General features: G+C 71.4%; 8 protein-coding genes. 1 reads left to right on the top strand and 7 read right to left on the bottom strand.

All coding sequences use genetic code 11. From position 1 onward, the window contains the following. Window positions 1-22 precede the first annotated feature (22 nt). Together ABT114_RS17935 and ABT114_RS17930 are read right to left on the bottom strand one after the other, a co-directional pair. Entirely contained in the window at window positions 23-3751 is a 3729-nt protein-coding gene (locus ABT114_RS17935) for a LamG-like jellyroll fold domain-containing protein (RefSeq protein WP_351143517.1), read from the bottom strand. After that, complete coding sequence (locus ABT114_RS17930) at window positions 3748-5211, bottom strand: integrin alpha (RefSeq protein WP_351143515.1); 1464 nt, start codon at window positions 5209-5211, stop codon at window positions 3748-3750. The genes ABT114_RS17935 and ABT114_RS17930 overlap by 4 nt, the downstream gene beginning before the upstream one ends. A 494-nt stretch (window positions 5212-5705) precedes the next feature. Here ABT114_RS17930 and ABT114_RS17925 point away from each other — a divergent pair, with 494 nt between their 5' ends. After that, complete coding sequence (locus tag ABT114_RS17925) at window positions 5706-7706, top strand: glycosyltransferase family 2 protein (RefSeq protein ID WP_351143513.1); 2001 nt, start codon at window positions 5706-5708, stop codon at window positions 7704-7706. Between the two features lie 68 nt (window positions 7707-7774). On the opposite strand, the gene ABT114_RS17920 is transcribed toward ABT114_RS17925, so the two are convergent. From ABT114_RS17920 to ABT114_RS17900, 5 genes are all read right to left on the bottom strand, one after another. Beyond that, window positions 7775-9412 (bottom strand): serine/threonine-protein kinase, encoded by a 1638-nt coding sequence (locus ABT114_RS17920; protein WP_351143511.1) that lies wholly within the window; start codon window positions 9410-9412, stop codon window positions 7775-7777. A gap of 146 nt (window positions 9413-9558) precedes the next feature. Further along, entirely contained in the window at window positions 9559-11139 is a 1581-nt protein-coding gene (locus tag ABT114_RS17915; RefSeq protein WP_351143509.1) for a serine/threonine-protein kinase, read from the bottom strand. 128 nt (window positions 11140-11267) lie between these two features. Then, window positions 11268-13073 carry a serine/threonine-protein kinase gene (locus tag ABT114_RS17910; RefSeq protein ID WP_351143507.1) on the bottom strand — a complete coding sequence of 602 codons (1806 nt, stop codon included), beginning with the start codon at window positions 13071-13073 and terminating at the stop codon, window positions 11268-11270. A gap of 181 nt (window positions 13074-13254) precedes the next feature. Further along, window positions 13255-15807 carry a serine/threonine kinase C-terminal domain-containing protein gene (locus tag ABT114_RS17905; RefSeq protein ID WP_351143505.1) on the bottom strand — a complete coding sequence of 851 codons (2553 nt, stop codon included), beginning with the start codon at window positions 15805-15807 and terminating at the stop codon, window positions 13255-13257. 165 nt (window positions 15808-15972) lie between these two features. Next, window positions 15973-18042 (bottom strand): serine/threonine-protein kinase, encoded by a 2070-nt coding sequence (locus ABT114_RS17900; RefSeq protein WP_351143503.1) that lies wholly within the window; start codon window positions 18040-18042, stop codon window positions 15973-15975. Window positions 18043-18102: the final 60 nt, after the last annotated feature.

Genomic DNA, 18102 nt, shown 5'->3' with positions numbered 1-18102 from the left:
GTCGGTCGGGGTGTTACGGGTGTTACGCCGAGGTCTCGTCGATGCTGGAGCCGGCCGGCATGACCGCCACCAGCGTCACCAGCGAGGCGTCCAACGGACCCTGGTACATCCGGACTTCGTCCACGGCGCCCGAGAAGTACTCGCTCGCGGTGCTGCCCGTCAGCGTCCGGCCGATCTGGACACTCGTGGTGCTGAAGTCCCAGGTGTTGTCCCAGGCCGCGTCGGCCACCGCGATGCCGTTGACGTACAGGAGCACGTCACCGAAGACCGCGTTGTAGACCAGCGCCAGGTGGTCGCCGTCGCCCTCGGAGCTGGGCAGGTCGCCCGCGTCGAGGAGCGTCGTCGTCACCGGGGACGCGGCGTCCGCGGCCGTCACCACCAGCTGCCAACGGGCGCTGGAGGCCTGGTACTTCACCTTGATCGCGCTGCCGTTGGCGCCGGTCAGCGACAGCACCGTCTCGTCCGTGGTCGGGTTCGCGGAGGCCAGCCGGGCGCGGGCGGTCAGGGTGAAGCTGTCCTGCGCGGAGAGCGGTCCGGCCGCCGCGCGGGTGGCGTAGGCGTCGGTGCCGTTGAGGGCCAGGTGCCCGTCGCCCCACAGGGGCTCGGCCGGGGGCACGCAGTCCGGGTCGACCTCGGGGTCGCAGGAGTCGTCCGGCACGTAGACCGAGGCGCCGCCGCCGAGGGTCAGCCCGGTGCCGCCCGCCGTCTCCGGCGAGAGTCCGGCCGTCGCCTCGTCCAGCTGCCAGTAGGCGAGCTGGTGGGGCTGGATACCGCCGATCTCCTGGCCCTCGGTGGGCGGGACGACCCGGTCGTAGAGCTTGACGTCGGCGACGCTGCCCTTGAGGGGAGCCGTGTAGCCGTCCTGGGCCAGCCGGCGGCCGACCTGTACGGCGCCCGAGGAGCTCCAGGTGGTGTGCCGGGCCTGGACGTCGTCGGCGACGAGGACGCCGTTGACGTAGAGCATCATCTTGCCGAGCTCGTTGTCGTACACCCCGATGAGGTGGGTCCAGCTGCCGACGACGGCCGTCGCGCCGGACACCTTCCAGGTGCCGAGGGACTCCATGTCGCTGATCGGGATGCGGAAGGTCCAGGACACGCTGTCCACGTCGTAGCCGAGCTCGAAGCCCGGCAGCGCCGTGCCGTCCTGGCTGACCACGGTCATGTTCTCGGTGGGCTTCGACGGCAGCATCACCCAGGCGCTCACGGAGAAGGTGCCGCCGGTGTCCACGGCGGGCTCGCCCGCGTCGAGGTAGGCGTTGTCCGTGCCGTCGAAGGAGGCCGCGGTGTCGGTGGCGCCGAGCGGCCCCTCGACGCCGAACGTCACTCCGGAACCGGCGGTGGCGTCGGGCGCCCCGCTGCTGCCTGCCGCCTTCGCCGAGCCCTTGGCGTCACCCAGCGTCCAGGCCGCGACCGGCGCGCGGCCGTCGCTGACCAGGAAGACATGGGTCGTCGGGGTCTTCTGCGGGTTGCCCGCGCCGTCGACGGCGGTGACGTGCAGGGTGTACGAGCCCTCGCTCGGCGGCATCCAGCGCACGGTCGCCGGACCGCCGGTCGACTCGGCGGCCACCGTCTTCTTCGTGTTGTCGGCCTGCGGGCCGGTGAAGTAGTACGAGTAGCTCGTCACGTCGGTGGACGGCGAGTCCATGGTGAAGTTGCCGTAGTCGCCGACGCCCGCGTGCCAGGCCTCGTCGTCCGGATACTCGGTCGAGGTGATCGTGGCCGACTTGGGCTTGGTGGTGTCGTAGATGAACTCGCAGCGGGTCTGGTCGCCGTCGGTGGACCAGCCGCCGTAGGACTGCTGGTCGTAACCCTGCACCGCCCAGGCGACCGTGACGCCCGACGGGATGGTGAATCCCGCCTCGCCGTCGCCGGAGACGTCAGAACCGATGGTGTAGTAGAAGGTGGCCTGGCCGGTCTGGCTGCCCTTGGTCACGCCGACCGTGGTCTTCTTGGCGGTCGTCGCGTAGTGGACCACCTCGTCACCGGAGCTGTTCGTCCACCAGACCTTGAACTGCGCCTGGAGCGTCTCCGTGTTGGAGCCGGTGTCGTTGTGGTCGTAGTCCTTGATCACGGCGGTGACGCGCGGCGCCTCGGTGACGTAGTGCTCGGTGGCGCTGCCGTACTCGCAGGACCCGCCCGGCTTCATCTGGAGGTCGTCCTGGTCGGGCACCAGCGGCGGCCGGTTGTAGGTGACCTCGAGGTGGGCGTTGCCACAGAAGCGCTTCCAGTACGACGTGTCGGACTCGCTGCCGGCCTTGAGGCGGAACGTGGTGGTGTCCCAGCCCTTGTCGGCGGCCGACTGGATCGTGCTCGTCACGCCGAACCGCACGTTCTGGTTGGTCGTGGTGCACGAACCGGCCGTGTCCGTAGGCGACTTGGTGGCGATCGCGTCCTTCAGGGACGGCTGGTTCGACCAGTTCGTCGAGGAGCTGATCGCGCTGGCCCCGGTGCTGTTGACCCGGCCGAGCTGCACCTCGCGCGCGGAGTCGCTGTAGCTGTGCACCAGCGTCACCGCGAACTCGGCGCTGACGATGTCCTTGCCCTCGAAGCTGCCGGTCGGGATCGCGAAGAACTGCCGCTTGACGTCGTCTCCGCTGGCGCAGCGGTACGAGACGTCGGACGGGCAGCGGCCCACGCCCTCGTCGTCGTCGAACTTCCAGAACTCGGCCGTCGAGTAGTACGAGGACACCATGGTCCACGCGCTGCGGTTGGCGGTCTTGACCACGGGGTCGATGTAGACGGGGTAGACCGTGTCCGTGTCGGTGAGCAGGTCCGCGTCGGGGGTGAGGGTCATGGTGCCGGCGGACACGTCCACGCCGACGTCGGCGACGCGGGCGCCCTCGGGCGGGGTCACGTCGGTGGCCGAGGCGGAGGGGGAGGCGGAGGCGGAGGCGGAGGCGGAGGCGGACGGGGAAGCGGAGGCGGACGGCTCGGTTGCCACCGTCCCGTTGCCGGAGTCCCACATCACCGGCTGCGGCGCCTCGAAGACAGCTCCGCCGGAGCCGGTGTCGGTGGCGGTCAGCCCGCCGCCCGCGTTCTCCTTGACCTGCAACGACGAGGTGTCGACGGGAAGCTGCAGCTCGGCCAGTTCCGGGTTGGCGGCCGCCTTCGCGTTCTTGACCACCAGCACGTGCGAGAAGCCCTCGGCGCTCGCGGTGACCTTCAGGTCGACGCCGGGCAGGACGTTCGCGTAGGTGGCGGTCGAGCCGTCGACCTTCGGCTTCGGCAGCTTGTCCGGCCAGTCGAGGGACAGCGCGTGCCCGTCCTTCTCGATGGCGGCGAACGTGCTGTCTCCGCCGCCGGAGAAGGACATGGCGGTCAGCGCGGCCTTCGGAGCGTAGGTGCCGTTCTTCTGCTCGACGAGCGTGGTGTCGATGTCCGTCCACGCGCCGTTCTTGCGGGTGCGGACGGGCTGGACGTACTCGGTGGTGGTGAACGTGCCGTCGGGGTTGGCGACGGTGGTGCTGCGCTCGTCGCGCAGGCTGGTGATCTCGACCGCCTTGCCGGACTTCGCCGCCTCGGCCTGCGCGGCGGACGCGGTCAGCGCCGGGGCGGCCTCGGCCGTGCCGTCGCTCTGCCCCGCGGCGCTCGCCTGCTCGACGGAGGCGGGTACGCCGGTCATGACCGTCGCCAGCAGTGCCGTGAGGGCCACGGCAGCGGCGGCGGTACGGCGCCGGGAGCTCCTACGGAGCTTCATCGTGCTGTGCTCCCCTGTCTTGTGGCCGGTCTTGTGGCCGGTCATGTCGCTCATCGCATCGATCCGAACGCCGCGCCCGCGTCGGGCAGACCGCCCGCGCCGGGCTGGTAGGCGGTGGTCCCGGTGCTCGTCGTGCCGTCGACGTCCGTCCACGGCTGGACGTAGACCACGCCCTTCGAGGTGCCCGAGTCCTTGCTGTAGGGCACGCCGACGTAGAGGTTGACAGAGCCTGCCGTCAGGGCGACGCCGGTGTAGTCACGGACGGTGGCGGTGCCGGGGAGCCCGGAGCCGCGGGTGAGGACCTTGTCAGCCGTGCCGAGTGACGCGTCGAGCGGCCGGAAGATGTGGACGGCGCCCGCGTCCTTGACAGTGGCGGTGTCCTTGCCCGGCTCACCGACGGCGAGCCGGATGTTCGCGGAGCTGGTGACGACGCTCGTGTCGGTGTTGGTGATCGCCACGCGCTGTCCCATGAAGTCGCCGGCGACCGGATCGCCCTCGACGTCCGTGCCGTTGGCGTCGATCCCCGCGACCTGCGTGTACGCGCCGGAGGGCTGGATACGGAAGACGGCCGCGGCACCCGCGTCCGCCGTCGTCCCGATGTCCTCGCCCGGGAGGCCAACGGCGAGGAGCACATCCGAGTTGTACGTCTGGTCGCTCGGCCGGTAGCCCGTCATGGAGATCGAGGTGCCGAACCCGTCGCCCGCCTCGGCGGCGCCGCTGACGCCGGTGGCGTCCTGGTCGAGCCCGACCAACGGGGTCGGCATACCGCTCGACAGCGTGTGACTGAAGACGGCGACACCGCCGGCGAACTGCTCGTCGCCGATCGCCTCGCCCGGAGCGCCGACCGCGAAGTAACGGTTCGTCCCGGCCAGCGAGGAGCCGAAGCGGTCCTGCGACTCCACCTCGCCGGGGATGCCCGGGTCGTCCTGGTTGAGCGGGACCTTGGTGGTGCCCTGGATGTACTCGATGCAGCCGGCGTCCGAGTAGGTCTTGCCGCCCGTGGTGACGTTCTCGCCGGGGACTCCGACGACCAGGTAGGGCGCGTCACTCGCGGTCGTGCCCGCCTTGAGCGCGTAGCCGAACCAGTCGTACGCCTCGGTCGTCGTGCCCGAGTCGAACCCGTCCTGGCTGTACGCCTCGATCGTGGAACCGGCGCCGATGCCGGTCGGCGTGCCATGGATGACGTAGATCGCTCCGGCGTCGTAGAGCTGCGTACCGTCCCTGAGGATGTCCTCGTAGGGCGCGCCGACCACCAGGTCGGTGCAGCCGTCCCCGTCGGCGTCGTAGGACGCGTACGAGGTCCCGAAGCCGTCACCGGTCTCCGGCGTCGCGGACATTCCGCTGGTGGCCTGGGAGATCTCGGAGACGCCCTTGCCGCCGCCGAGCACCACACGTACGAGGCCGGCGTTCTTGGCCCCGTTCACTGTGGCGTTCGGATCGGCGAAGACCGTGTCGCCGACGCCGTCGCCGTTGAAGTCACCTGTCGTCCCTGCCGTACAGGTTGCAGCAGCCACGGCTTGGTGCGCGCCGAGCGACACCACCCCCGCAGCCACCAAGAAAGCGCTTGCTGTCGCAGCCAAAGCTCCGGCCAGCCGTGTACGCGTACGCACACTCCACCCCGTTCCCACCCCGGACGGGACCTGACGGCCCGTCTGTGAACGCTATGAGCGCTGACTAAATATGCCCTGAGTAAAGGGTGTCAATGACTTTCGATCAACTACTTGCACACAGCACACGCACAGGCCGTGACCTTTTGGCGCCTTCTCGGTGCAACGTTTCGGAATGCAATATGAGCGCAAACAACGGACAAGTCAGGCGCTGTTGGGCGACCTGCGTCACGTGCCGGTAAAGAAGAGGTTTCTCATTCTGGACACCGGGTAGTCATCGGCGGCTCATGGTATCTTCACATTCCTTCCGGCACCTTCCCCCGAGCAAACGGAGGCTGAGCCAGCGTCTGCGAAGCCGACCATGATCCGGGGCGTGCCCCCTATTCTTGGAGAGCGTGACGATGGCCGGCCCCACCGTTTCGGTGATCATCGCTGCGTACAACGCGATGCCCTATCTGACGCGTTGTATCGAGTCCGTCGCGGACCAGACCATCGGCCGTGAGCAGCTGGAAGTCATCGCCGTCAACGACGGTTCCACCGACACGACCCCGGCCGAACTCGAACGCCTGGCCGCCGTGTACCCAAAGCTGCTGCGCGTCGTCCACCAGGAGAACTCCGGCGGCCCCGCGGCCCCCCGCAACGCCGGTCTCGAACTCGCGCGCGGCAAGTACGTCTTCTTCCTGGACGCCGACGACTACCTCGGCCCCGAGGCCCTGGCGCGCATGGTGGCCATGGCCGAGGAGAACGGCACCGATGTCGTCCTCGGCAAGATGGTCGGCGTCGGCGGCCGTGGCGCACCCAAGTCGATGTTCCAGCGCGACCAGCCGAAGACAGACGTCTTCAGCTCCCGGGCCTGGTGGACCCTCAGCCCCATGAAGCTGTTCCGCCACAGCCTCCTGAAGCGGCTCGAACTGCGCTTCCCGACCGACCTGCGCACCGGCGAGGACCAGCCGTTCGTGGGCAAGGCGTACCTGGAGGCGTCGGGCATCTCCATAGTCGCCGACTACGACTGCGTGTTCTGGGTGCTGCGGGACGACGGCAACAACGTCACCAAGACCACCTCCGGTTCGGAGCCCCGGCTGCGCTATCTCGCGCGCATGGTCGACATGATGATCGACAGCGTCCCGGCCGGCCCGAACCGCGACCACCTGGCGCACCGGCACCTGACCGTCGAGGTGCGCACCCTGGTCCGCTGGCACCTCGCGCGGGAGCCCCGCGAGCAGCAGGTGAAGACCCTCGCCCGGCTCGCCGAGATCATCGACCCGCTGGTCCACGAGGGCCTGCGCGAGCGGATCACGGGGCTGGCCTGGCTGCGCCTGCACTTCATCCGGGAACGGATGCTCGACGAACTCCTCGAAGTCAACCGCTTCGAGACTCAGGAGAGCGCGTCGAAGTCCGCCACCCCGCTGCTGATCGACAACGGCCGCGCCTACGTCCGGCACCCCTTCCTGCGCGACCCGGCCCGCTCCGTCCCCGACGCCTACTACGACGTCACCGACCGGATCGGCACCCGCCACCACGTCTCCCGCGCCGAACTGCGCGGCACCGAACTGCGCTTGGCCGGACACGCCTACCTGCACCGCGTGGCGACCGACGAGGTGACCACCGCTGTCCTCCTACGCGAACGCGACAGCAAGGTCGAGTACCGGCTCCCCGTCACGCACACCCCGACGCCGGGCCTCGGTGCCGACCAGGACGCGGGGCACTTCGCCTACGAGCAGGCCGGCTTCGAGGCCGTCGTCGACATCGACACCGCGGCCGACGGCAAGCCCCTCGCCGACGGCCTCTGGGACATCTGTCTGACCGTCGGCGCGCAGGGTCTGTCCCGTGAGGCCCGCATCGGCAGCAAGCGGGACAAGGACCTGGACGGCAAGCCGGACGTACGGGTCGTGGAGACCACCCGGGGTGCCCGGGCCGTCACCCTGTACACCACCAAGCCGCACGGCAACTACACGATCGACCTCGGCGAGCAGAAGCACCGGGTCATGTCACGCCTGCCGGTCGAGGCCTTCCGCTGGTCCACGGGCGACCCCGGCCGACTGGTGGTCACCGGACAGAGCACGCTCGGCGCCTACCCGGACGGCGACCTCACCGTCGTACTCACCGGGGACGGCAAGTCCACCGTGGACTTCCCCGCCGAACGCACCGCGCACAGGGACAACTTCACCGCCCATGTCCAGGTGTCCGAGCTGCCCGCCGGTCTCTGGCGCGGCGAACTCCGCCTCGGCGACTGGGCAGCGCCGCTTCCGGCACTCCCGAAGACGCTGCCGCCCGCCAAGTGGCGCCGGCGCGGCCGGACCTGGTACGCCAAGCCGGCCTCCGGCGGCGACGGGAAGAAGTTCGGACTGCGGGTGGCCCAGACCAGCGTGGTCAAGGCGATCGCGAGCCGTCTGAAGCCCTGAAGCCCTGAAGCCCTGAGACCCACAAGATTCGACCGCAGCCCCACTCCACTCTCGAGGCGGCGGGTGCGTCAGAGTGTGTCGACGTCCAGATTCGCGATCGCCGCCCTCGCCACCTGCTGCCCCCGCTCCGTGAAGTCCCCCTTGCCCGGGTAGCTCACGGTGAGCTTGTACATGTCGCCGACGGAGTTCCGGTAGTAGAAGATCTGCAGCTCACGGGGGAGCGAATGCTGGCTGTCGTCGGTCCTGTAGACGATCGTGTTCTCGGCGGCCTTCTTGCCCTGGTACGTCTTGTCGCCCTCGGGGCTGGTCTTCGGGCCCTCGGGCATGTCGAGGTCGTAGCTGCCCTGCTGCTTGAACTTGGTGTCGTCGTCGTACATCTCGGCCGCCGCGGAGCCCGCGATGTTGCTGCTCGTGTCCTCGGCCTTCTTGTCGAGGGAGAGACCGATCGAGATGCTGCCGCTCCAGTCGGTGTACGTGACCCAGTGGCTCCGGTCCGTCTTCCGGTCGGGAAGCCCGCGCTGGTAGCCGTCGGGCACCGCGAGCGTCGCGGCGACGTCCTTCTCCTTGTGCGTGCTCCAGCCGTCGGGCAGCGGGCCCGCGAACGGGTCGGCGACGAGCAGATACGTCACCGCAGCCGCCGCGACCACCGCCGCACCGAGGCCGAGCCACGCCGTACGGCCGAGCCGGAGGCCCTTGCGCGGGCCTTCCTCGTAGCGCACGACCTGGGTGGGCTCGGGCGCGGGCGGGTTCACGGCCGCTTCCAGCAGGGCGCGGACCTGGGCGGGGCCCGGGCGGCGGGCCGGGTCCTTCTGGAGCAGGCCGTTGATGGCCTCGGCGAGCGGGCCCTGCGCGGAGGCGGGCGGGGCGGGCGTGGCGTTGAGGACGGACTGGAGGGTGGCGGGCGTGTTGCTGCGGCGGAAGGGCGAGACGCCCTCCGTGGCCGCGTACAGCACCACGCCCAGCGACCAGAGGTCCGAGGCCGGGCCGGGCCGCTGGCCCAGCACCCGCTCCGGCGCGATGTACTCGGGCGAGCCGACGAAGCCACCGGTGTCCGTCAGGTTCGTCTCGCCCTCGATCTGGGCGATGCCGAAGTCGGTGAGGACGACCCGGTCGTGCCGGCCGAGCAGCACGTTGTCCGGCTTGACGTCCCGGTGCAGGACGCCCGCCGCGTGCGCGGCCTCCAGCGCGCCCAGCACCTCCAGGCCGAGCCTGGCCGCCTCGCGCGCGCCGAGCGTGCCCTCCTGGAGGGCGTCGCCGAGCGAACGACCCCGCACCAGCTCCATCACGATCCAGGGCCGGTCGTCGACCACCGCCACGTCGTACACGTTCACGACAGCCGGATGGTCCAGCCGGGCCGCGGCGCGCGCCTCACGACGCATCCGCTCGAAGGCTTTGTCGCGTTCGCGTTCGGGAAGGGTGTCCGGGACGCGCGGTTCCTTCACGGCGACCTCGCGATCCACCGTCTCGTCCTTGGCCCGCCATACCGTGCCCATGCCACCATGTCCGAGCTTGGCCAACAGACGGTACCGGCCGCAGATGAGCCGCCCGGTGCCGCCGTCCTGGGCCTGCGGCGGCACGACCTCGGCCGGCGCCGCCGCCGCGTACGGGTTGTTCGGATGCGGCACAGCCGCAGGTGGGTTGGGCGGTTGCAGACCGAAACTCGTCGGCTCATCGGCTCCGTGGCGGGCTCCCCCGTTGCTGCTCATGAGTCCATCCATATCGCGCCATGAGCTCCCGCATCCACATCGAACGCACACCGGTCACAGACCCGTGACCCAAGCGGTCACTTATCTCCCACTTATGCGGATTCTCGGGTCCGTACAAACCCTTTTCCCGTCCGTACAAGCCCTTTTCAGGCCCGTACGAACGTGTCGACCGCGACGTCGAAGTACTCCCGGGCCTCCCGCACCTTCCCGACCGGCGCCGACACCCACACGTCGTACATCCGCCCGTTCTCCTCCCAGCACAGGTCGTAGGTGTGCCGGGGGCCCTCGGCGGTGCTGAAGCCCTTCCAGGTGAACTCCCAGAGGGCGGCAGGCCGTCCGTCGTGCGCGGTCTCGATGACCCGGCCGTCGTGGTAACCGGGGTTCGTGTCGGGGCCTTTGGCTGCCGCGCGCCGCATCACCGCGAGCGGGCCGCCCTGTTCGGGGTCGGCGACCCTGATGCCGATGCGGAAGGTCTCCCCCGCCGACACGTAGAAGATCCGCTCGCCCTGGGGTTTGCGGGTGAAGTCCTCCGGTACGGCGAGCGAGAAGCCGGCGGGGTCGTCGGAGACGCGGTAGCCGGAGGGGGCGGTGGGGCGGTCGTCGGACGCGTTGGACGGGGTGCGGGTCATGGTGACGGTAGGTGAGGGCGAGAAGCTCGCGGAACTCCGCGGTGGAGAACTCCGCGGTGCCGAACTCACCGGCGTCCCGTTCCCGTCACCGCCCCGGTCCATCAGCAGCGCCGCCGCGGACACGCCCGCCCCCGCCATCGCGGCGACCAGCAGCGCGGCCACCAGCACACCCCGCTTGGAGGGCGCCGCGCGCGTCGGGGCGGGGGCCGGCTGGAGGGGCACGTCCCGCTGTGTCGGCGTGTACCCGGACGGCGCCGGCTGCGGCGTACGGCCCGACTCCAGGAAGCCCCGCAGCATCCGCTCCGCCTCCGCCGCGTCCAGCCGCCGTTCCGGATCGCGTTCGAGCAGCCCCCGTACGACGGGAAGCAGCGGCGCGGCCTGCGCGGGCGTACGGATGTCGGCGAAGACCACGGCGTGCAGGATGCCGCCCAACGAGTCGCGCCGGAACAGTGATTCGCCGCTGAGGACCGTACACAGCAGCGCGCCCAGCGACCACAGGTCGGAGGCGGGTCCGGTGCCGGCGCCGGACATCCGCTCGGGCGCGGTGTACTCGGGCGAGCCGACGAAGGCGCCGGTGTCGGTGATCGTGGTGGCGCCCGCGACCTGGGCGATACCGAAGTCGGTGAGGACGACCCGGCCGTCCTCGGCGACCAGGACGTTCGCGGGCTTGATGTCCCGGTGCAGCACACCGGCCGCGTGCGCCGCGCGCAGCGCGCTCAGCAGGGCGATGCCGATCCGGGCGGCCTCACCGACGTCGACCGGGCCGCGCCGGGAGATCCGGTCGGCCAGCGAGCCCCCATCGATCAACTCCATGACGATGTACGGGCGTTCGTCCTGCTCGACGACGTCGTGGACGACGATGATGTGCGGATGGCGCAGCTGGGCGACCGCGCGGGCCTCGCGCAGCGTCCGGTCGCGCTGCCGTCGGGCCTCCTCCGGGGAGAGTGCCTCGTCGAAGGCGAGCTCCTTGACCGCCACCTGCCGGCCGAGCAACTGGTCGGTGGCACGCCAGACGACGCCCATGCCGCCGCGCCCCAGCCTCGCCTCCAGCCGGTAACGGCCCGCGATCACACGGAGGTCGTCCCCCTCGGTCCCCATGAGGCCCATCATGCCGCACCGGACGGCCGCCCTCCGGGTAGCCGACCGGCCAAGCCCCGCGACGCCGGCCGGTTACGACAGGTCGGTCTCGACGAGCCGATTACGCCGGGCGGGTTACGACGGACCGGTTACGACGCCTCGGGCTGCCAGCTCTGCAGCACCGCCTTGAACTGCTCCCGCGTGGTCGACCAGTCCTCGGCGGGCGAGGACATGTAGATCGCGTACTCGACGCCGTTCCGGGCGATGTACGCCTCGTCGATCGCGCGGCGCGGCCCGGGGAACTTCGTGTCCTTCGCCTGCGCGGTCCACGTGTACTCCCACAGCGAAGCCCTGCGGTCGCGGTAGGTGTTGACCTCCAGCTGCAGCCGGTTGTAGTCGACCAGCCGTGTGAGCTGCTGGTCCAGGTCACGCTGGTGCTGGTAGGGGTCGGCGAAGTCGGGCTGCGCGTCGACGGCGATACGGACGAAGTGCTCGCCGCCGTCGGGCGTGTAGTCGATCTGCTGCAGGTCGCCGTCGTCGCTGAAGACCTCCCGCTTCCAGCCCTTGGGCAGGGAGAGGCCGAAGCCCAGCGGGTCGGTGATGGGCACCCAGTTGTCGGGGACCGTCTCCGCTCCGGGGCTCGGGGTGCTCGTCGCCGTCCCCGTCGCCGTCGCCGTCGGGTCGGGAGAGGAGGAGGCGGAGGAGGCGGAGGCACCACCGTGCTGCTGCCGCCCCTCGTCCCACTTCTGCAGGCCCACCGCCGTGGCCCCGCCGACGAGGGCGGCCAGCACGACCACCAGGGCGAGCGAGCGCAGGCGGCGGCCCTTGGGTCGCTGAGACGCGGACGGGCCGATCCCGGTCGGCCCCGCGGGGTTTCCCCCGGTGCCCGACGGACCCATGGCCGTCGGACCCATGGCCGTCGGACCCATGGCCGTCGGACCCGTCACGGAACGGTGCGGCGTCGCCGTCTCCGGACCGTACGGCACACCGGCCGACGGGCCGTACGCCGAATCGGTCGACGGGCCGTACGCCGAACCGGCCGACGGCCCGTACGACGCCGCGTCGGCCCCCGTCTCCTGCTGGAGTGCCTGTCGGGGCCCGCCGTACTGCGTCGGCACGAACGCCTGCGCGGCGCTGGACCGCCGCCCCTCCGCCGCCTCGGCGAGCATGTGCTCGGCCTGGGCCGCGTCCGGCCGGGTGGCGGGATCCTTGCGCAGGAGAGCGCTGATGACGGGCTCGAGCGGGCCGGCGTACCGCGATGCGGCGGCCTCCTCCTCGACGACCGCCTGCATGGTGGTCAGCGGTGAGGTGCGGCGGAACGGCGACCGCCCCTCCACCGCCGTGTACAGCGTCGCGCCCAGCGCCCACAGGTCGGAGGAGGGCCCGGGGTCGTGGCCGCGGACGCGCTCGGGGGCCAGGTAGTCGACCGAGCCGACGACCTCTCCGGTGCGGGTGATGGTGGTGTCGCCCTCTATCTGAGCGATGCCGAAGTCGGTGAGCAGGACGCGGCCGTCGTGGCCGAGCAGGACGTTGCCGGGCTTGACGTCCCGGTGCAGGACACCGGCGGTGTGCGCGGCGGTCAGGGCGCGCAGCACCCACAGGCCGATCCGCGCGGCCTCGGTGGGCTCGACGCGCCCCTGCTCCTTGACCTCGTCGGCCAGCGAGCGGCCCTCGACCAGCTCCATCACGATCCACGGCCGGCCGTCGTGCTCGAGGACGTCGTGCACGGTGACGACGGCCGAGTGGTTGATCCGCGCGGCAGCCCGGGCCTCCGCGCGGGTGCGCGCGAGCAGCACGCCCTGGTCGCTCTCGGAGACGTAGAGCGCGGCGGTCAGTTCCTTGATCGCGACAGCCCGGTGCAGCAGCTCGTCGTGCGCGCGCCACACGCGGCCCATGCCGCCGCTGCCGATCGATTCGGCGAGCCGGTACCGGCCCGCGAGGAGCAGGCCCTGCATCTGATTCACGTTGCCCCGCAATGCTCTTGACAGGCTCAGACTAAGGACCGGTCCACGTCCAGGGAACCAGCGGGGCGCCAAGGAAACCGCACTGTGACGGTTGTCGCTTCTGGCGGCTGGTGGGAACCGAAGTCAGGTGATCGATCGAGGACCGAAGCCGGCCGGCGAGCCGCGAACCGGATCAGCCGGTGAACTGATAGGTAGCCGACGCCTGCTCGTACAACCGCGTCACCTCGTCCCGCTCAGCCTCCGGACCGCGCACCTGCACCACGTGGTACCGACCGTCGATGAGGATCGCCAGGTTGCGCACGAACAGCTCGCGCCCGCTGTCGTCGGTCCAGGTGAACTGCCCCTCGGCCATGGTCCGTCCGCCCACCTCGATCGTGCGCAGCCCGCCGGAGGTGGCCCAGCTGGACTCGCGGTACGGCCCCAACTCGTACTCCTTCTCGCGCTGGTAGACCATCGGGTCGGTGCCGTACGTCGACGCTCGGTCCCGGCCGGGTACGACGATCAGCTCGAAGTCCCCGTGCGCGTACACCACCTGCCCGAGACCGTTCTTCGGCGTGCGGTCCCAGCCGTTCGCCACGGCGACGCGGAAGCCCTCGGAGTCCTTGCGCAGGGTGAAGCCGTCGGCGACGTCGGTGCCGGTGGTCTGCGTCTCGCTGGAACCGGCGGACGCGGAGGCGCTGTTGTCCTGCCCGGGCGAGGTCTGCCCGGGCGAGGTCTGCTCGGTCCGGGGCTCGCTGCTCGCGTCGGTGTCCGCGTCCCCTTGAGTCTGTACCGGAACCACCGGCCTGCCGGCGCCGGCCGACCCGGTGTCCTTCGCCTTCGGCATGAACAGCACGGCGTACGCGACCGCCCCGGCCAGCACGAGCAGTATCAGCAGAAGCAGGACGCGACCCAGGCTGCGCGGTGAGCGGGAGGCCTCCTGTTTGGCCCGCTTGTGCCGCCCGTGCGCACTGGTGGCGGGCAGTCCGGCGCGCCGCCTGCGCACCAGCTCACCCCGCCGCCGCACGATCGGCAGCCGACTCGGGTCGACGGGCGGCGCGGCGACGACGTGCACGCCGGCGTCCGGCTCCGGCGCCGAGCGCACCAGCGAACGCAGCCAGCCACTCAGCTCCTCGAAGTCGAGCCGCTCGGTGGGGTCCTGACGCAGCAGCGATTCCACGACCGGCCGCAGCGGTCCGCACTCCTCGGCGAAGGCGGGCGGCTCCGCGCACACCATCTGCACCAGCTCGGCGGTCGACTCCTCCGGGTACGGCGCATGCCCCTGTACGGCTCTGAAGAGCAGCGCGCCCAGCGCCCACAGGTCGGTCGCGGGCCCGATGGGCGCGGCCAGCTGCCAGTTCTCGTGCACGGGTCCCGCCTGCTCCGGGGCCCACCGCTCGGTCACGGGTCCCACGAGCGCCATCCGCGCCTGCCGCGCCCGCTCGGCGGCCAGCGCGGTCGCCGGCCCGCGACGCGCGGGGGCACCGGCGGCGAGGTCGTCCCAACGGGCCGGATGCTGTGAGGTGTCGACGGGAAGACTGCCGCCGGGCGACGGGGCCGCGGCGCGGGGCGCCGCCTCCTGCCAGGGCGTGCCGCGTACCCCGTAGGGGTCGGCTGTCTGGGCCGGCGGCACGCTGCCGGCCGTGCTCTGCTCACTGCTCCCGGCGGCGTACGGCGACTGCGGCCGGCCGTCGGCCGTGGCGTCGCCGTCGGGGGCCGACCGGGCCCCGGGCAGTGCCGCCCGGCCGTTCTGCTGCGCCTCCTGCACGCGAGCCGCCGCCCGCGCGCCCGCGCGATACGCGGCGATCGCGCCGGCGCGCGCGGCCCTGATGTCTCCGCCGCTCTCCACGGCCGCCCTGCGGGCGACGGCGGCCGAGGCCGCGTTCGACCCGCGCGTCCCGTTTGCCCCCTCCGCGCCGGCGGCACCGGCCGCGGGCAACCCTCCGGCAGCCCGCGCCTCGATGGCGGCTCGCCGAGCAGCCTCGGCATCCGCAGCACTGGCACCGGCACTGGTACCGGTGCCATCAGGCCCAGTGACACGGCCCCTCGGGACCGTGGAGCCACCGGTCCCGTCCATGACTCCCGGCCCACCGGTCCCGCCGCCCGCGCCGCCTTCCTCGGCCGGCACGGGGTCGTACCCGCACAGTGCCTCCTCCGCCGCGCCGACCGCGAGCCCGGTCAGCATGACCCGGCCGTCGTCGCAGACGAGCACCGTGCGGGCGGTGATGTTGCGGTGGACCCAGCCGTGCGCGTGCAGCACCCGCAGGGCCATGAGCACATCGGAGGCGACCTCGGCCGCCCGGTACGGCGACAGCGGCTTCTCGGCGAGCAGCGCCGCCAGCGGCCGCGCGGCCACCAGCTCGCTGACGATCCAGAGCGAACCGGCCTCGGCGAACACGTCGAATACCTGGTCGAGCCGCGGATGGTCGGGGATCCTGGCGGCGGCCTGCGCGGCCTCCACCGCACGTCGCACGACGGGATCGGCCGGCCGTCGCGTGCTCGCACCCGTGCGCGAGCGCGCCGCCGGTCGTCGTGCCCCGTCGTCACGCGCCGTGAACCCCGCGGGCAGCCCCTCCGCGTCGAGCACCTCCGCCTCGACGACCTCCGGCAACGGCACCTGCCTGACGAGGACTTCCTGTCCGCTGTAGGTGTCGAAGGCGCGGGTCTCGGTGAGTTCGTACTCGTCGGAGGGCGGCAGCGGCAGGCGGTAGCGGTCGGCGAGCACCCGACCCGCGTAGTCGTCCACTGTGCCTCCCCCGGCCGCCCGGTTGGTCAATTCCGTTCGCTTCGCGGCTCGTTCCGGCCGCACAGTCGGCTGCGTACGGTCCGCAAGCACTCACGATACGTGCCGGAGACAACCTGCAAAGAGGGGTTGACCGATCTCAGGACCCAAACCCGCGGGCCGCAGGGGTCACTTCTTCGGCTCGAAGGTCTCCGCCAGCGTCTGCCAGGTGCTCTTGCGCAGTTCGCCGTCCCAGTCCGACGCCTTCGCCGTGTACATCAGGGCGTATCCGAGGTGGTCGTTGACGACGAACCCGCGGTCGACGGTCCGGTACTTCGTGCCGCTCTCCACGTAGGTGAACTCCCAGTCGGCGGTGTTCCAGCCGCGGTACTCCACCTTCTTGATCTCGATCTTCTTGTACTGCGAGCGCGTCATGTAGCGCTCCTGGTTCTCCCAGTCCGCCTTCGGGTCGTCCTTCGGCGTGGTCGTCCAGGCGACCAGCAGCTTCTGCCCGTCGGGCCCGGTGAAACGATCCCCCGCGGAGCCCGAGGACTGGAACTTCCACCCGTCGGGCAGCCCTATCGAGTACCCCTGCCCGCCCTTGTACGTCGACGCCACCGCGCTGTCGGTGGCACCGGAGGTACTGGTGCTCGCGCCGGTGTCGGACGAGCTGCCCGACGTCGAGCCCGCCGTGGAGCCCGACCCCGCACCCGCCGCGGCGGACTGGGTCGCGTCGCCGTCCGCACGGGCCCCGCCGCTCGTGTCCTCCTTGGTGTCGGCGCTCGCGCTCTCACTGGCCACGGCCTTCGAACCGCCGCCGCTCTTGGAGCCGTCGGCACTGCTGTCGTCCCCGCCGAGCGTGAGGGCCAGCACGATGCCGATCACCGCGAGCACCACCACCACGGCGATGATCGCCAAGGTCCGCTTCGGCACCACGTCGGTGAGCGGCGCCCTGGGCACGGGCCGCGGCGGCAGATCCGGCGGCGGCATCACGGGCCACCCCGAACTGCGCCCACGCGCACCCGCGGTACCGCTCCCCTGCGTACCCCGCTCACCAGCACCGGCATCGGCACCGGCCGCCGCCTTGGCCGCCGCGCCTCCGGACGCCGGCGCGGAAGCCGACGCCGAAACAGCTGTCGTCTTCGCCCCTGCCGCACTCTCCGTGGCCGTCCCGCTGTCGGCGGACTTGGTGCGCGTTGCGGCCGCCGAGGTGGCCGCGCCGGCCGCGACGGCGGCCTTGCGGACGGAACGCAGCGCCCCGCGCAGCTTCTCCGCCGCCTCCTCGCCGCGCTTACTCCCGGCCTCGGCCGAGCCCGAGCCCCCCTTGTCCGCGGGCGCGTCCGGCTGGGCCGGCAGCGGCACCACCTTCGTCGCGTCCGCGGGCTCGGATGCGGAGTCCTTGCGCTCGGGTGCGTGGATCACCTTGTTCAGCATGACCCGCGCGCCCGCGTCGTCGAGTCGCTGCGCCGGATCCTTGGTGAGCAACCCGTAGATGACGTCCTTCAGCGGCCCCGCGTTCTTCGGCTCCTCCAGCGGCTCGGTCATCACCGCCGTGAGCGTCGCTATCGCGGAACCCTTGTCGTACGGCGGAGCGCCCTCGACCGCCGCGTACAGCAGCCCGCCGAGCGACCACAGGTCGGCGGCGGGACCGGGCTTGTGGCCGCGGGCGCGCTCCGGGGAGATGTAGGAGGGGGCCCCGACGAGCATCCCGGTGGAGGTGATGGACGGGTCGCCCTCGACCTGGGCGATGCCGAAGTCGGTGAGCACGACCCGGCCGTCCTCGGCGATCAGCACGTTCGACGGCTTCACGTCGCGGTGCAGGATGCCCTCGCGGTGCGCCGAACGCAGCACGTCCAGGATCGCCAGGCCGACCTCCGCCGCGCGCTTCGGCTCCAGCAGACCGTCCTCGCGGATGGCCTCGGCGAGCGACTTGCCCTCGACGAGCTCCATCACGATCCACGGCCGGTCGTCCTCGTCGACCACGTCGAAGACCGTCACCGCGCTGTTGTTGCGGATCCGGGCGATGGCCTTGGCCTCGCGCAGCGTCCGCGTGATCAGCCGGCGCTTCTCCTCGTCGTCGATGCTCGACGGGAACCGCAGCTCCTTGACCGCGACCGTCCGGCCGAGGGTCTCGTCCTCGGCGCGCCACACCGTACCCATGCCGCCGCGGCCGAGCACTCCTCCCAGCCGGTACCGCCCGGCGAGGAGACGTGCGCTCTTGTCCTGACGGGATGTCCCCGCCCGCTCCGCCTCCGACATGCGTCCCCTCATGCAACCCGCCCTGACAGAGCCTCCATTGTCCCTCACCCGACAAGTGCT

It is taken from the genome of Streptomyces sp. NPDC002088 (genome assembly GCF_040296605.1).
Lineage (GTDB): Bacteria > Actinomycetota > Actinomycetes > Streptomycetales > Streptomycetaceae > Streptomyces.
The sequence above is the reverse complement of the archived record's forward strand: the minus strand, read 5'-3'. Positions and strand labels throughout refer to the sequence as shown.

What these genes read in the sequence shown, in the direction of transcription:
- ABT114_RS17935 (WP_351143517.1), bottom strand. Translation starts at nt 3,751, where the DNA reads ATGAGCGACATGACCGGCCACAAGACCGGCCACAAGACAGGGGAGCAC.
- ABT114_RS17925 (WP_351143513.1), top strand. Translation starts at nt 5,706, where the DNA reads ATGGCCGGCCCCACCGTTTCGGTGATCATCGCTGCGTACAACGCGATG.
- ABT114_RS17920 (WP_351143511.1), bottom strand. Translation starts at nt 9,412, where the DNA reads ATGAGCAGCAACGGGGGAGCCCGCCACGGAGCCGATGAGCCGACGAGT.
- ABT114_RS17915 (WP_351143509.1), bottom strand. Translation starts at nt 11,139, where the DNA reads ATGGGGACCGAGGGGGACGACCTCCGTGTGATCGCGGGCCGTTACCGG.
- ABT114_RS17910 (WP_351143507.1), bottom strand. Translation starts at nt 13,073, where the DNA reads ATGCAGGGCCTGCTCCTCGCGGGCCGGTACCGGCTCGCCGAATCGATC.
- ABT114_RS17900 (WP_351143503.1), bottom strand. Translation starts at nt 18,042, where the DNA reads ATGTCGGAGGCGGAGCGGGCGGGGACATCCCGTCAGGACAAGAGCGCA.